A 14,930-nucleotide genomic window follows, 5' to 3' on the forward strand; every position below is an offset into this window, starting at 1 on the left:
AGTTATTCCGGCAGCCTAATGGGTTGGTCAGTATTTGTCAGTGTGTGAGATTTCGATGATGCGTTTTCGCTGCCTGTGGGTTATCGGCTGTTTGTGGTTTCCCTTGATGGGCTGGGCGGCTCCCGCGCCACCGGTGCACGTCGCGCAATTGTCCGCGGACCAGCAGCAATGGCTGGCGCAGCATGGCGAATTGCGCGTGGGACTGGTGTTGCAGGTGCCCTACGCCCAATACGATCGCCGCTTGCAGCGTTTGTCCGGGGTCAATGTCGAGCTGATGAAGTGGCTGGCCAAGGCGCTCAAAGTCGAGCTGAGCTGGCGCAACTTTCCCGACCTGGAGCAACTGGAAGCCGCCGCGCGCGAGGGTGACATCGACATCGCTCCGGGGCTGACCCAAACCCCCGGTGGCCTGCGGCTCTGGCAGTTTTCCGACCCGTATATGCGGGTGCCGCAACTGGTGGTCAGCGACCAGAAAAGCACCGGCGTGGTCGAGCTGGAAAAACTCGACAGCCAGACCCGCGTCGCCGTGCGCATGCCCGGCGCCACCGCCGATTACCTGCGCAGCAATTACCCGCACCTGAATCTTCAAGGCGTACCGATCGAGCGCCAGGCACTGCAACTGTTATTGAGTCAGCAGGCCAGTTACGCCGTGATCGACGAAGCGCAGTTAGGGCGTTTGTCCGCCGAACCTGAGTTCGCCGGGCTGGTGGTGGTCGGTGATATCGGCTTGCCGCAACTGTTGCGGGTGGCCACGCGCCGGGATTGGCCGGAACTGGCCGGCATCGTTGAAAGCGCGCTGCGGGCGATCCCGGCCAAGGACCTGGAGCAGCTGCACAACCAATGGCTGCAACCCAAATACCCGCGCCTGACCGAGTCCCCGGGTTTCTGGCAAAACCTCTGTCTGTTGTTGGCGGTGCTGATGCTGAGCAGCATGGCCATCGTGTTCTGGCAGCGTCGGCAACAGCACAGTCTTGAGCATCGTTTGCGGGCCGCGCGCGAAGACATTGCCCTGCGTGCCGCCAGTGAAGAAGCCTTGCGCCTCACTCAGTTTTCCATCGACCAGAGCACTGTCGGCATCCTTTGGGTCAACTGGGACAGCCATGTGCGCTACGCCAATCGCGCGGCCGAAACCATGCTGGGTTATCCGGCGGGCGGGATCATTGATCGGCCACTGATCGACTTCGAGCCCGGCTTGCACATGGATCGCTGGCTGAACCTGTGGAAACGCGCCCGGGCCAGTGAGGACGGCCCGCAAAGTTTTGAAACCAACTGCATACGGGCGGATGGCAGCAACCTGCCGGTGGACGTTTCGCTGAGCTTTTTGCGGTTTCGCGACAGTGAATACCTGGTGGTTTACCTCAATGACGTCACCGAGCGCCGTCGTGCATTGGCTGCGTTGCAGGAAAGCGAGGCGCGTCTGCAAGGGATCGCTGCCAACGTGCCAGGACTGGTCTTTCGTCTGGAGCGGGCGCCGGTGACGGGGCAGATCGATTTTGCCTACATCAGTGAAGGTAGCGAGAGCCTGGTCGGTTACTCGCCGGCCACCCTGGCCCATCGCGACAAAGGCCTGCGCAGTCTGGTGCATCCCGACGACAAGGCCAGTTATCACCAAACCCAGGACCATGCGCTGGACACCGACAGTGACTGGTCGTGGCAGGGACGGATTCTCACCCGTTCGGGCGAACAGCGCTGGGCCGAAATCAAGGCCATCACCCGCCGACTCGAAGACGGCGCCTATGTCTGGGACGGGATCGTCTGGGACATCAGCGAGAGCAAGCGCATCGAACTGGAACTGGCCAGTTCTCGCGAACAGTTGCGTGAATTGTCCGCGCACCTGGAGAGTGTGCGGGAAGAGGAAAAAGCCCGCATCGCCCGGGAAGTACACGACGAACTCGGTCAGATGTTGACCGTGCTCAAACTGGAAACCTCCATGTGCGAACTGGCCTACGCCCAGCTCGACCCTGGTCTGAACGAGCGCTTGAACAGCATGAAGCGACTAATCGCGCAGCTGTTCCAACTGGTTCGCGATGTAGCCACGGCACTGCGGCCGCCGATTCTCGACGCCGGGATCGCTTCGGCCATCGAGTGGCAGGCTCGCCGATTCGAGGCGCGCACGCAGATTCCGTGTCTGGTGCAGGTGCCGGAGAACCTGCCGGTGCTCAGTGATGCCAAGGCGATTGGCCTGTTCCGGATCCTTCAGGAAGCGCTGACCAATGTCATGCGCCATGCCCAGGCGCATACTGTCGAACTGACATTGGCGCTGGAAGGCGACGAGTTGTGCCTGACCGTCAGCGATGATGGCGTAGGATTTGTCCCCGCTACCGGTAGGTCAACCTCCTTCGGGGTGGTGGGCATGCGCGAGCGAGTGTTGATCATGGGCGGGCAGTTGTCGCTTGAGAGTGAACCGGGTGAAGGCACGACCCTGAGCGTGCGAGTGCCGCTGGATGAGGCCTGAGGGTTTTGAGTTGTTTGGGCAGACGCCTTCGCGAGCAAGCCCGCTCCCACAGGGAGTTGTGTAAGTGCAGAAATCTTTGGCTCTCCCCAATCACTGTGGGAGCGGGCTTGCTCGCGAATGATCTTGAATCTGGAGAAGAACGTGATCCGTGTACTGGTAGCCGAAGACCACACCATCGTCCGCGAAGGCATCAAGCAATTGATCGGCCTGGCCAAGGATTTGCTGGTGGTAGGGGAGGCGAGCAATGGCGAGCAGTTGCTCGAGACGTTGCGCCATGTTCCCTGTGAAGTGGTCTTGCTGGACATCTCCATGCCTGGGGTCAATGGCCTGGAGGCGATTCCGCGGATTCGTGCGCTGAACAATCCGCCAGCGATTCTGGTGTTGTCGATGCACGACGAAGCGCAAATGGCCGCCCGTGCGTTGAAGGTCGGCGCTGCGGGTTATGCGACCAAGGACAGCGATCCGGCGCTGCTGCTGACGGCGATCCGCAAGGTCGCGGCGGGCGGGCGCTACATCGACCCGGACCTGGCCGACCGCATGGTCTTCGAAGTCGGCCTGACCGATTCGCGGCCGTTGCACTCGTTGTTGTCCGAGCGCGAATTCTCGGTGTTCGAACGCCTGGCCCAGGGCGCCAACGTCAACGACATCGCCCAGCAACTGGCCTTGAGCAGCAAAACCATCAGCACCCACAAGGCGCGGCTGATGCAGAAACTCAACATCACCTCCCTGGCGGAACTGGTGAAGTACGCCATGGAGCACAAACTGCTCTAAATCCCGCCACCGGCCCATTGTGGGAGCGAGCTTGCTCGCGAAGGGGGCGTGTCAGTCGAAATCAATATTGCCTGACCAACCGCTTTCGCGAGCAAGCCCGCTCCCACAGGGATAGTAGTGGCATATCCATTTGCGACACCCCGCAAATCCGCTTTTGCCTGTCCTTGCGGCTTGTAGCTGACAGCTTGCCGCTGTGTTTGCCAAAACGCGCCATCCTTGTAGGGCAATCCCTACCCCCAACCTTCCATCCTGCTGAGGCCATTCTCTCCTGCGCCCCGATTTGCGTGGTCAGCAGCGTCCACTAGGCTTAGTCCACAGCAGTCATCACAACAAAGGTGTGGGTATGAGCCAGGTTGATTCAAACGCAGGGGCCAGCGATATTCTGGTCAGCTTTCGTGGAGTGCAAAAAAGCTACGACGGCGAGAACCTGATCGTCAAAGACCTCAACCTGGAGATTCGCAAAGGCGAATTCCTCACCTTGCTCGGGCCGTCCGGCTCCGGCAAGACCACCAGCCTGATGATGCTCGCCGGTTTCGAAACACCGACCGCAGGCGAAATCCAGCTGGCCGGGCGTTCCATCAACAACGTGCCGCCGCACAAACGCGACATCGGCATGGTGTTCCAGAACTACGCGTTGTTCCCGCACATGACCGTTGCCGAGAACCTCGCGTTCCCGTTGACCGTGCGCGGCTTGAACAAGAGCGACGTTAGCGACAAGGTCAAAAAAGTCCTGAGCATGGTTCAGCTCGACACCTTCGCCCAGCGTTATCCGGGGCAACTGTCCGGCGGTCAGCAACAGCGTGTGGCTCTGGCCCGCGCCTTGGTGTTCGAACCGCAACTGGTGCTGATGGACGAACCCCTCGGCGCCCTGGACAAACAACTGCGCGAACACATGCAGATGGAAATCAAGCACCTGCACCAGCGCCTCGGCGTGACCGTGGTCTACGTGACCCACGACCAGGGCGAAGCCCTGACCATGTCCGACCGTGTAGCCGTGTTCCACCAGGGCGAAATCCAGCAGATCGCGCCGCCGCGCACCCTCTACGAAGAGCCGAAAAACACCTTCGTCGCCAACTTCATCGGCGAGAACAACCGCCTCAACGGCCGCTTGCACAGCCACACCGGCGACCGCTGCGTGGTTGAGTTGGGACGCGGTGAAAAGGTTGAAGCCCTGGCGGTCAACGTCGGCAAGACCGGTGAACCGGTCACGCTGTCGATTCGCCCCGAGCGCATCAGCCTCAACGGCGCAAGCGATCAATGCGTCAACCGCTTCTCAGGGCGGGTGGAGGAATTCATCTACCTGGGCGACCACGTCCGGGTTCGCCTGGAAGTCTGCGGCAAGACCGATTTCTTTGTGAAACAACCGATTGCCGAGCTCGATCCCGCGCTGGCCGTCGGCGACGTAGTACCGCTTGGCTGGCAGGTCGAACACGTTCGCGCGCTCGACCCACTTCTAGAGGCGCATTGATCGCCCCCCTGCTTCAACAACACCAACCCTGCACGTGGAGAGAACAATAAATGTTGAGATCCCTGAAATTCACCGCTTTGGTCATGGGCATGATCGGCGCGGCACACGCAATGGCGGCGGGCCCGGACCTGACCGTGGTGTCCTTTGGCGGGGCGAACAAGGCGGCGCAGGTCAAAGCCTTCTACGCACCGTGGGAAGCGGCAGGTAACGGCAAGATCGTGGCGGGCGAGTACAACGGCGAAATGGCCAAGGTCAAAGCCATGGTCGACACCAAGAGCGTGTCCTGGGACCTGGTAGAAGTTGAATCGCCAGAACTGTCCCGTGGTTGCGACGAAGACATGTTCGAGCAGCTTGATCCGAAGTTGTTCGGCAAGTCCGAAGACTACGTCAAAGGCGCCATCCAGCCATGCGGCGTGGGCTTCTTCGTGTGGTCGACCGTGCTGGCCTACAACGCCGACAAGCTGAAATCTGCACCGACCAGCTGGGTGGATTTCTGGGACACCAAGAAATTCCCGGGCAAACGTGGCCTGCGTAAAGGCGCGAAGTACACCCTGGAATTCGCTCTGATGGCCGACGGCGTTGCGCCGAAAGACGTCTACAAAGTACTGGCCGGCAAGGACGGTCAGGACCGCGCGTTCAAGAAGCTCGATGAGCTCAAACCAAGCATCCAGTGGTGGGAAGCCGGCGCTCAACCGCCGCAGTACCTCGCTTCCGGCGACGTAGTCATGAGCTCGGCCTACAACGGCCGGATCGCTGCCGTGCAAAAAGAAAGCAACCTGAAAGTCGTGTGGAACGGCGGTATCTACGACTTCGACGCATGGGCCATCCCGAAAGGTCTGGATAAAGCACGCGCTGAAGCGGCGAAGAAATTCATCGCGTTCTCCGTAGCGCCGCAGCAGCAGAAGACCTACTCGGAAAACATCGCTTACGGCCCGGCCAACATTCAAGCCGTACCGCTGCTGGCCAAGGATGTCCTCAAAGACATGCCGACCACCCCGGAAAACATCGCCAACCAGGTGCAGATCGACGTCAGCTTCTGGGCTGACAACGGTGAGCAACTGGAGCAGCGCTTCAATTCCTGGGCTGCGAAGTAAGCACGACCTGTGATGGTGGGCTTGCCCACCCTGTGGGAGCGGGCTTGCTTGCGAAAGCGGTAGATCAATCGGCATTGATGCCGGCTGTACCGACGCCTTCGCGAGCAAGCCCGCTCCCACATAACGATCGAGGTGGTATTCCCATCTCTGTATTGATCAAAGATTTCCGGAGTACGCCATGGCCACCGCCATTCCCCTGAACGCGGGCACCGACCCCACCTTGAAGCAGCGGCTCAAGCACGCCGAGCGGATCAACCGCTGGAAAGCACAAGCCTTGATCGCGCCGTTGGTGCTGTTTCTGTTGCTGGTGTTCCTGGTGCCCATCGTGGCGCTGCTCTACAAAAGTGTCGGTAACCCGGAAGTGGTCGGCGGCATGCCGCGCACTGTGGCGGCTATCGCCAGTTGGGATGGCCGAGGCCTGCCCGCTGAACCGGTTTACAAGGCCGCCAGCGAAGACCTCGCTGAAGCCCGCAAGAATCAGACCCTGGGCGACCTGTCCAAGCGCTTGAACATGGAGTTGGCCGGCTATCGCAGCCTGCTGACCAAAACCGCACGTGCCTTACCGTTCGCCACCGAACCGACCTCCTATAAAGAAGCGCTGGAAGGTCTCGACGAACGCTGGGGCGACCCGGCCTACTGGCAAGCCGTGCGCCGCAACACCAGCAACATCACCCCTTATTACTTGCTGGCGGCAGTCGATCACCGTATCGACGACCTCGGCGAAATCGCCCCGGCCACGCCCGATCAGGCGATCTACCTCGACATCTTCGCCCGGACCTTCTGGATGGGGCTGATCATCACCGTGATCTGCCTGCTGCTGGCGTATCCGTTGGCCTACCTGTTGGCGAACCTGCCGTCACGGCAAAGCAATTTGCTGATGATTCTGGTGCTGCTGCCGTTCTGGACTTCGATCCTGGTGCGGGTCGCCGCGTGGATCGTGTTGCTGCAATCGGGTGGTTTGATCAACAGCGGCCTGATGGCGATGGGCATCATCGATAAACCGCTGGAGCTGGTGTTCAACCGCACCGGGGTTTACATCTCCATGGTGCACATCCTGCTGCCGTTCATGATTCTGCCGATCTACAGCGTGATGAAAGGCATTTCGCCGACCTACATGCGTGCCGCGATTTCCCTCGGCTGCCACCCGTTCGCCAGTTTCTGGCGGGTGTACTTCCCGCAGACCTATGCCGGTGTCGGCGCCGGTTGCCTGTTGGTGTTCATCCTCGCCATCGGCTACTACATCACCCCGGCCTTGCTGGGCAGTCCGAACGATCAGATGGTCAGTTACTTCGTCGCCTTCTACACCAACACCAGCATCAACTGGGGCATGGCGACCGCACTCGGTGGGCTGCTGCTGTTGGCGACCGTGGTGCTTTATCTGATTTACAGCTGGCTGGTGGGCGCCAGTCGCCTGCGCCTGAGCTAAGGGGAGAACGAAATGCTGAGTCCTTATATGTCGCCCATTGAGCGGGTGTGGTTCTACGGTTTGCGGATTCTCTGCGGCTTGATTTTGTTGTTCCTGATCCTTCCGGTGCTGGTGATCATTCCGCTGTCGTTCAACTCGGGGAGTTTTCTGGTCTATCCGCTGCAAGGCTTCTCACTGCACTGGTACCAGGACTTCTTTGCTTCGGCGGAATGGATGCGTTCGTTGAAGAACAGCATGATCGTGGCTCCGGCGGCGACCGTGCTGGCGATGATCTTCGGCACGCTGGCAGCGATCGGCCTGACCCGGGGCGATTTCCCGGGCAAACCGCTGGTGATGGCGCTGGTGATTTCGCCGATGGTGGTGCCGGTTGTGATCATTGGTGTGGCCAGTTACCTGACCTTTGCCCCACTGGGATTTGGCAACAGCTATATCTCGCTGATCGTCGTGCACGCCGTCTTGGGTGTGCCGTTTGTGATCATCACGGTGTCGGCGACCTTGCAGGGGTTTAACCAAAACCTGGTGCGCGCCGCTGCAAGCCTGGGTGCTTCGCCACTGACGGCGTTCCGTCGGGTGACCTTGCCGCTGATTGCGCCTGGCGTGATCTCCGGTGCGCTGTTTGCCTTCGCCACTTCGTTCGATGAAGTGGTGGTGACGCTGTTCCTCGCCGGTCCTGAACAAGCGACATTGCCACGGCAGATGTTCAGCGGTATCCGCGAAAACCTCAGCCCGACCATCGCGGCGGCGGCGACGTTGCTGATTGCCTTCTCGGTGATCCTGCTGCTGACCCTGGAATGGCTGCGCGGCCGTAGCGAAAAACTGCGTACGGCCCAAGTATAAAGCTACACCCCGATCAACCTGTGGGAGTGAGCCTGCTCGCGATAGCGGATAGACATTCAACATTGATGTCGACTGACACACCGCTATCGCGAGCAGGCTCGCTCCCACAGGTGTTTTGTGTGGTTTTCGGGATCGGCGGTTATTCATGACCTGAATAGCAGACAAACCCCAATCCCCAGCTACTCTTGTGCCCAGCTCCCCTATCTATAAGAGGCTGCGCACATGAGTCTTTCCTCTTTCAAAATCGCCCACAAACTGATCACCGGCGCAGCTGCCATCGAGCAACTGGCGGCGGAACTGACACGCTTGGACATCGACAACCCGCTGATCGTCACCGATGCCGCACTGGTCAAGTCCGGCACGGTCGAGCTGGCGCTGGCGCAGCTGGGCGACCGAACCTACGAAATTTTCGACCGTGTATTGCCTGACCCGGAAATCGCCATCGTCGAAGACTGCATGCGGGTCTACCGCGAGGGCGGGCACGACGGACTGATCGGCCTGGGCGGCGGCAGTGCCATCGACATCGCTAAAAGTGTCGCGGCCTACGCCGGTTATCACGGGGCGCTGGACGATCTGTTCGGCATCGATCAGGTGCCGCGCAAAGGCCCGCCGCTGATCGCCATTCCGACCACCGCCGGTACCGGTTCGGAAGTCACCAACGTGGCAATCCTCTCCGACAAGGTCGCGCAGCTGAAAAAAGGCATCGTCAGCGACTATCTATTACCGGACGTGGCGCTGGTCAGTCCACAAATGACCCTGACCTGTCCGCGCAGTGTCACAGCTGCCAGTGGCGTCGATGCTCTGGTGCACGCCATCGAATCCTATCTGTCGTTGAACGCCTCACCGATTACCGACGCGCTGGCCATCGGCGCCATCAAGCTCATCGCCAAGGCGCTGCCCAAGGCCTACGCCAATCCGTCCAATCTCCAGGCCCGCGAAGACATGGCCACCGCCAGCCTGATGGCCGGCATGGCGTTCGGCAATGCCGGGGTCGGCGCGGTGCACGCGCTGGCGTATCCGCTGGGCGGCCGTTTCAACATTGCCCATGGCGTCAGCAACGCCTTGCTGCTGCCGTATGTCATGACCTGGAACAAAATGGCCTGCGTGGAGCGCATGCAGGATATCGCCGAGGCCATGGGGGTGAAGACCGCTCATCTGAGCGCCAACGACGCGGCGGACAAGGCCGTAGAGGCGATGACCGAGTTGTGCGCTGCGGTGGAAATCCCGCCGGGACTGCGCAGCTTCGGCGTTCCCGAAGACGCCATCCCGGCCATGGCCGTGGAAGCGGCGGGAATTGAGCGCCTGATGCGCAACAATCCGCGCAAATTGAGTGCAGTCGATATCGAGAAGATCTACCGAGCGGCTTACTGATCATCGCAGCCACGTCGCGCGCGTCAAAGCATGAGGTATACAATGCGCGCCATCGTGATTCTGCTCAAAAAAGGTGCGTCATGCAGCCCTTCGTAATTGCTCCGTCGATTCTCTCCGCCGACTTCGCCCGCCTGGGTGAAGAAGTGGATAACGTCCTGGCCGCTGGCGCCGACTTCGTGCACTTCGATGTCATGGACAACCACTATGTGCCGAACCTGACCATCGGCCCGATGGTGTGCGCTGCACTGCGCAAGTACGGCGTGACTGCGCCGATCGACGCGCACCTGATGGTCAGCCCGGTGGACCGCATCGTCGGCGACTTCATCGAAGCCGGTGCGACCTACATCACCTTCCACCCGGAAGCCACGCTGCACGTCGACCGTTCCCTGCAACTGATCCGCGAAGGCGGCTGCAAGGCGGGCCTGGTGTTCAACCCGGCGACCCCGCTGGACGTGCTCAAGTACGTGATGGACAAGGTCGACATGATCTTGCTGATGAGCGTCAACCCGGGCTTCGGCGGGCAGAAGTTCATTCCAGCCACCCTCGACAAGCTGCGTGAGGCACGGGCGCTGATCGATGCTTCCGGGCGTGACATTCGCCTGGAAATCGACGGCGGGGTGAACGTGAACAACATTCGCGAAATCGCCGCTGCTGGCGCCGACACTTTCGTGGCCGGCTCGGCGATCTTCAATGCGCCGAACTACCAAGAGGTGATTGAAAAGATGCGTTCCGAACTGGCGCTGGCCCGTCCATGAGTGGCTTTGAGCAGTTGTTTCCGGGGTCTCTGCCACGGCTGGTGATGTTCGATCTGGATGGCACGTTGATCGATTCGGTCCCCGACCTCGCAGCGGCTGTGGATAACATGCTGCTCAAACTCGGGCGAAAACCTGCCGGCATCGAATCGGTGCGTGAGTGGGTGGGCAACGGCGTGCACACGCTGGTACGCCGGGCCTTGGCCAACCACATCGACGCCGAGGGTGTCGATGAGGTCGAGGCCGAGCATGCCCTGGAGCTGTTCAACGGTTTTTACGAAGACGGTCACGAGCTGACGGTGGTTTACCCTGGCGTGCGCGACACCCTGAAATGGCTGCACAAGCAGGGTGTCGAGATGGCGCTGATCACCAACAAGCCGGAGCGTTTCGTCGCGCCGCTGCTGGACCAGATGAAAATCGGTCGTTATTTCCGCTTGATCATCGGCGGCGACACCCTACCACAGAAAAAGCCGGACCCGGCAGCGTTGTTTTTCGTGATGAAAATGACCAACATCCCGGCGTCGCAATCCTTGTTCGTCGGCGATTCGCGCAGCGATGTGCTGGCGGCGAAAGCGGCGGGGGTCAAATGCGTGGCGCTCAGTTATGGCTATAACCATGGCCGTCCGATTGCCGAAGAGTCGCCGGCACTGGTGATCGACGATCTGCGCAAGTTAATTCCCGGTTGCCTGGATCCAGCCGCTGAGATAACGTTGCCCGACGCTGTTCAACCCCCTTCTGGAAACGCCATCGTGGTGGTCACTCGCAAACTCTGGATGAAAGTCATCAAGGCCCTGGCCCGCTGGCGTTGGCGCGCCTGACTTGTTCCTGGCCGGCCTACCGGCGCGTTTGCATACCTGACTGTTAGACCCTCAAGCCACGAGGCTACCCCATGATCCGCGAAGAATTCCTGCGTTTGGCCGCTGCCGGCTACAACCGCATCCCGCTTGCCTGCGAAACCCTGGCCGACTTCGACACACCGCTGTCGATCTACCTGAAACTGGCCGACGAGCCCAACTCCTACCTGCTGGAATCGGTGCAGGGCGGGGAGAAGTGGGGGCGTTACTCGATCATCGGTCTGCCGTGCCGCACCGTGCTGCGGGTTCACGACCATCACGTCAGCGTGACCCACGACGGCATCGAGATCGAAAGCCACGAAGCCGAAGATCCGCTGGCCTTCGTCGAAGCATTCAAAGCCCGCTACAACGTGCCGACCATCCCTGGCCTGCCGCGCTTCAATGGCGGTCTGGTGGGTTACTTCGGTTACGACTGCGTGCGCTATGTGGAGAAGCGATTAGGCAAGTGCCCGAACCCGGATCCGTTGGGCGTGCCGGACATTCTGCTGATGGTTTCCGACGCGGTGGTCGTGTTCGACAACCTCGCCGGCAAGATGCACGCGATTGTGCTGGCCGATCCGTCGCAGGACGATGCATTCGAGCAAGGTCAGGCGCGCCTGGAAGAGCTGCTGGAAAAACTCCGTCAGCCGATTACCCCGCGCCGTGGCCTGGATTTCAGCAAGCAACAGTCTGCTGATCCGGTATTTCGTTCGAGCTTCACCCAGGACGATTACGAAAAAGCCGTCGACACCATCAAGGAATACATCCTGGCCGGTGACTGCATGCAGGTCGTGCCGTCCCAGCGCATGTCGATCGACTTCAAGGCTGCGCCGATCGATCTGTACCGGGCGCTACGTTGCTTCAACCCGACGCCTTATATGTATTTCTTCAACTTCGGCGACTTCCATGTCGTCGGCAGTTCGCCGGAAGTGCTGGTGCGGGTCGAAGACAACCTGATCACCGTACGCCCGATCGCCGGCACTCGCCCACGCGGGGCCAACGAAGAGGCGGACCTGGCGCTGGAAAAAGACCTGCTGTCTGACGACAAGGAAATTGCCGAGCACTTGATGCTGATCGATCTGGGCCGTAACGACACCGGTCGGGTTTCGGAAATCGGTTCGGTGAAACTCACCGAAAAGATGGTGATCGAGCGTTATTCCAACGTGATGCACATCGTGTCCAACGTCACCGGTCAATTGAAAGCAGGGCTGACGGCGATGGACGCACTGCGGGCGATTCTGCCGGCGGGCACCTTGTCTGGCGCACCGAAGATTCGCGCGATGGAAATCATCGACGAACTGGAACCGGTCAAGCGGGGAGTCTACGGCGGCGCGGTCGGCTATTTCGCCTGGAACGGCAACATGGACACCGCAATCGCGATCCGCACCGCGGTGATCAAGAATGGCGAACTGCATGTGCAGGCCGGCGGCGGCATCGTTGCCGATTCGGTACCGGCGCTGGAATGGGAAGAAACCCTGAACAAGCGCCGAGCGATGTTCCGCGCCGTAGCCCTGGCCGAGCAAACCCCGGACGCCTGAGTTCACGCAAAACCTGTGGGAGCGGGCTTGCTCGCGAAAGCGGCATTTCATTCAACATTTGAGGTGAATGACACTCCGCTTTCGCGAGCAAGCCCGCTCCCACAGATCTAGTCGGTTATCAGAAATCCAGAACGACCCCCACGTTGATGCCTTGCTGGGTAAAGTCATCATCCTTGCGGAACGTATACCCGCCGCGCAACGCCAGATCGGCCGTCAACTTGTGGCTGACCCCCAGGCTCACGCGATTCAAGTGGCTTTGCGGTGTATAGCCGTCCAGCTTGAAGTCCAGGGACGGCAGGCTGTTGAGCGCGATGTTTACCTTCTGAGTGTCATCCTCGTATTCATGCTCATACGCGTATTCGCCGAACACTTGAGTCTGCGGGGTGATCTGATACTTACCCTGCAGACCGACGCCCAGACGTTTTGAATCGCGAGTCTGATCATCAAAGGTCAACGCTGTGGCGCGAGAGCTGTTTTCCGAGTAGCCGTCGACTTCCACTTTTGCGTAATCGGCGCTGATGAACGGCGACAGGTGCCACTCGCTGCCCGGTTGCGCAATGTCGTAGCCAACCCGTGTGCTGAAGGCCCACAGATAGCCATCGGTATCGCCTTTCTCCGCGCCTTCGCTGGCGCCCAGGTCGAATTTGCGTTTGAGGTTGTCGTAATCCAGCTTGCCGCCGGTCAACGCAGCATCGGCCCACCAGTGATTCTGCTGGAACTGGGCGAAGGCGGTGGCCAGGTAGCTGTTGAGTTTGTAGTCCGAATCGTCATTGCCTGCTTCCAGGTTCTGACGATAGAAACCCGCCGCCACACCGACGCGCCAGGCGTCATTGAGGCGATAGCTGCCGCCGATGTTCAGGTTGTAACCGTCGCCGTCGGCGCTGGCGCCGCTGCTTTGGCTATCGACATCCAGATGCTGACCGCCACCGGCGACAATCGCGCGCCATTGGCCGACCGCCTGCCAGTTCTCCCAGTCCGATTGCCATTGGCTGCGCAGTTCATCCTGGTGCGCACGCAAGGTGGCGTGGGCCATTTCCGGCAACAATGTCAGTTCCCAAGGCGCAGCCAGTAAGGAATAGGCGTAGTCGGAAATCAGTTTCTGCCCGGCTTCGGTCGGATGAACCCCATCGTTATAAATCAGCTTGCTGGGGTCCGGGGTGGCGCTGTTGATGCCATACGTAGGGTTTTCGGTGCAGCTGTTACCGCTGAAGCAGGTCGCCGTCAGGCTCTGGCCTGTAGCAAAACCGAATCGCGCCGGATCGGCGAAGGTTTCCTGCAACAGCAGCGGAATGTTCAACGGGATGATTTCGGCATCGATCCCTGCGAGTCGCGTGACCAGTTGCCGGTTGAAGGCAGAGCTCAGTAGTGAGGTGGGAGTCTGCAGAGGCGTGCCATTGATGGCGGGCGTCAAACCCAGGTCGGGTAGCAGCCAGACCATAATGTACTGGGCGCCGGCAGTTTGCAGAACCTGGACGCTGTTAGCCAGTCGATCCGCAGCGGCATTCGCCTGAGCGCCACTTTGTACACGTCCCTGAAGAAAATCGTTACCACCGCCGGAAATGTAATACAGCGCATTCGGATCGGCGCTGAAGTTGTTTGTCGGCAGATAGCCCGGGCGCGTGCGTTCGCCCGTGGCGGATACGCTGGTGATCGAGGTGAGGATCTGGTCCGTGCGGTAACCGCCAACGGCCCAGTTATTCCCGTCCGACAGGCCCTGGTTCGCACGCGCCGCCGAGGTTGAAGCGGCCGTCTGGTCCGGTGAAAACCCGAGCCGGTCACCCAGCAATTGGGTCGAGTTGGCGGAGTAGACTTCGCCGCTGCCGTCCCGGTAAATCGGGCCGGTCCGGTTGGTGAAGCGCAGGGTCGAACCGGGAGGGCCACCCGTGTCGGTAAACTGCCCTGCATCGTTGAGGCTATCGCCGAAGACGATGAAACTCGAATAAGGGTTGGGCGCCGCGATCGCCTGGGTGCAGGCCATGGCGAGCAAGCAGCCGGCAAGCGGTACAGTCAACGTCTGTCTGATCATGAGCAAGTCCGTTTGTTATTGTTGTAGTGAGCGAAACGATAGTGCCAAAAACTATAGAGCCTGTTGCCGTTCGGCGCGAACCCGTCAATTGTTTCAAGCGCTTCGATCGCCCCATATTGCACGCTCTGCCCAGCTAAGTTACTGTGCCGAGACGTATAAATGAGACCTTCCCCGTGTTGATCGTCAGCAAACTTCTGGATCAAGTCATCAAGGCACACGCCCGTTGGCGTTGGCGCGCCTGAATCCTTCTGCCGGCCCGGCCGGATCTTTACCGCTTTGCCTTCTTTACCCGCAAGACAAACCGCTTTGCAGCGCGACTCCAGCGACTGACAAAGTGCAGGACGCTGCGGGTAAATCATTCG

12 protein-coding genes are annotated in these 14,930 nt (G+C 60.2%); 10 read left to right on the forward strand and 2 right to left on the reverse strand.

The genetic code is table 11. The annotated features are described in order from the left end of the window. Nucleotides 1–55: 55 nt before the first annotated feature. From KW848_RS25445 to trpE, 10 genes are all read left to right on the forward strand, one after another. Nucleotides 56–2,452 carry a PAS domain S-box protein gene (locus tag KW848_RS25445; RefSeq protein WP_218538450.1) on the forward strand — a complete coding sequence of 799 codons (2,397 nt, stop codon included), beginning with the start codon at nt 56–58 and terminating at the stop codon, nt 2,450–2,452. Nucleotides 2,453–2,569: 117 nt separating this feature from the next. Beyond that, entirely contained in the window at nt 2,570–3,223 is a 654-nt protein-coding gene (locus tag KW848_RS25450) for a response regulator transcription factor (RefSeq protein WP_178082239.1), read from the forward strand. A gap of 343 nt (nt 3,224–3,566) precedes the next feature. Then, on the forward strand, nt 3,567–4,691 hold the full coding sequence (locus tag KW848_RS25455; protein WP_218538451.1) for an ABC transporter ATP-binding protein: 1,125 nt from the start codon (nt 3,567–3,569) through the stop codon (nt 4,689–4,691). A gap of 50 nt (nt 4,692–4,741) precedes the next feature. Then, on the forward strand, nt 4,742–5,785 hold the full coding sequence (locus tag KW848_RS25460) for an ABC transporter substrate-binding protein (protein WP_111452562.1): 1,044 nt from the start codon (nt 4,742–4,744) through the stop codon (nt 5,783–5,785). A gap of 178 nt (nt 5,786–5,963) precedes the next feature. Beyond that, nucleotides 5,964–7,211, forward strand: a complete 1,248-nt coding sequence (locus tag KW848_RS25465; protein WP_218538452.1) for an ABC transporter permease — start codon at nt 5,964–5,966, stop codon at nt 7,209–7,211. A 12-nt stretch (nt 7,212–7,223) separates the two neighbouring features. Beyond that, nucleotides 7,224–8,048: an ABC transporter permease gene (locus KW848_RS25470; protein WP_008147216.1), complete on the forward strand. Its 825-nt coding sequence runs from the start codon at nt 7,224–7,226 to the stop codon at nt 8,046–8,048. Nucleotides 8,049–8,270: 222 nt separating this feature from the next. Then, nucleotides 8,271–9,419 carry an iron-containing alcohol dehydrogenase gene (locus KW848_RS25475; protein ID WP_218538453.1) on the forward strand — a complete coding sequence of 383 codons (1,149 nt, stop codon included), beginning with the start codon at nt 8,271–8,273 and terminating at the stop codon, nt 9,417–9,419. A gap of 80 nt (nt 9,420–9,499) precedes the next feature. Then, nucleotides 9,500–10,174, forward strand: coding sequence for a ribulose-phosphate 3-epimerase (gene rpe / locus KW848_RS25480; RefSeq protein ID WP_218538454.1), 675 nt, complete (start codon nt 9,500–9,502; stop codon nt 10,172–10,174). After that, entirely contained in the window at nt 10,171–10,989 is an 819-nt protein-coding gene (locus KW848_RS25485) for a phosphoglycolate phosphatase (RefSeq protein WP_046045387.1), read from the forward strand. Before rpe ends, KW848_RS25485 begins: the two co-directional genes overlap by 4 nt. A 71-nt stretch (nt 10,990–11,060) precedes the next feature. After that, a complete protein-coding gene (gene trpE / locus KW848_RS25490; RefSeq protein ID WP_192409285.1) occupies nt 11,061–12,542 on the forward strand; it encodes an anthranilate synthase component I in 1,482 nt (493 codons plus the stop codon). A 118-nt stretch (nt 12,543–12,660) separates the two neighbouring features. Here trpE and estP read toward each other — a convergent pair whose 3' ends face one another. After that, a complete protein-coding gene (estP, locus tag KW848_RS25495) occupies nt 12,661–14,568 on the reverse strand; it encodes an esterase EstP (protein ID WP_218538455.1) in 1,908 nt (635 codons plus the stop codon). Continuing rightward, nucleotides 14,565–14,927 (reverse strand): hypothetical protein, encoded by a 363-nt coding sequence (locus KW848_RS25500; RefSeq protein ID WP_158539706.1) that lies wholly within the window; start codon nt 14,925–14,927, stop codon nt 14,565–14,567. Before KW848_RS25500 ends, estP begins: the two co-directional genes overlap by 4 nt. Nucleotides 14,928–14,930 lie beyond the last annotated feature (3 nt).

It is taken from the genome of Pseudomonas sp. PDM25, assembly GCF_019219045.1.
Classification (GTDB): Bacteria; Pseudomonadota; Gammaproteobacteria; order Pseudomonadales; family Pseudomonadaceae; genus Aquipseudomonas.

Bases quoted from the DNA above. Each gene is read 5' to 3' on its own strand.
- KW848_RS25445 (WP_218538450.1), top strand. From the start codon at position 56: ATGATGCGTTTTCGCTGCCTGTGGGTTATCGGCTGTTTGTGGTTTCCC.
- KW848_RS25450 (WP_178082239.1), top strand. From the start codon at position 2,570: ATGATCTTGAATCTGGAGAAGAACGTGATCCGTGTACTGGTAGCCGAA.
- KW848_RS25475 (WP_218538453.1), top strand. From the start codon at position 8,271: ATGAGTCTTTCCTCTTTCAAAATCGCCCACAAACTGATCACCGGCGCA.
- rpe (WP_218538454.1), top strand. From the start codon at position 9,500: ATGCAGCCCTTCGTAATTGCTCCGTCGATTCTCTCCGCCGACTTCGCC.
- trpE (WP_192409285.1), top strand. From the start codon at position 11,061: ATGATCCGCGAAGAATTCCTGCGTTTGGCCGCTGCCGGCTACAACCGC.
- KW848_RS25470 (WP_008147216.1), top strand. From the start codon at position 7,224: ATGCTGAGTCCTTATATGTCGCCCATTGAGCGGGTGTGGTTCTACGGT.
- KW848_RS25485 (WP_046045387.1), top strand. From the start codon at position 10,171: ATGAGTGGCTTTGAGCAGTTGTTTCCGGGGTCTCTGCCACGGCTGGTG.
- estP (WP_218538455.1), bottom strand. From the start codon at position 14,568: ATGATCAGACAGACGTTGACTGTACCGCTTGCCGGCTGCTTGCTCGCC.
- KW848_RS25500 (WP_158539706.1), bottom strand. From the start codon at position 14,927: ATGATTTACCCGCAGCGTCCTGCACTTTGTCAGTCGCTGGAGTCGCGC.
- KW848_RS25455 (WP_218538451.1), top strand. From the start codon at position 3,567: ATGAGCCAGGTTGATTCAAACGCAGGGGCCAGCGATATTCTGGTCAGC.
- KW848_RS25460 (WP_111452562.1), top strand. From the start codon at position 4,742: ATGTTGAGATCCCTGAAATTCACCGCTTTGGTCATGGGCATGATCGGC.
- KW848_RS25465 (WP_218538452.1), top strand. From the start codon at position 5,964: ATGGCCACCGCCATTCCCCTGAACGCGGGCACCGACCCCACCTTGAAG.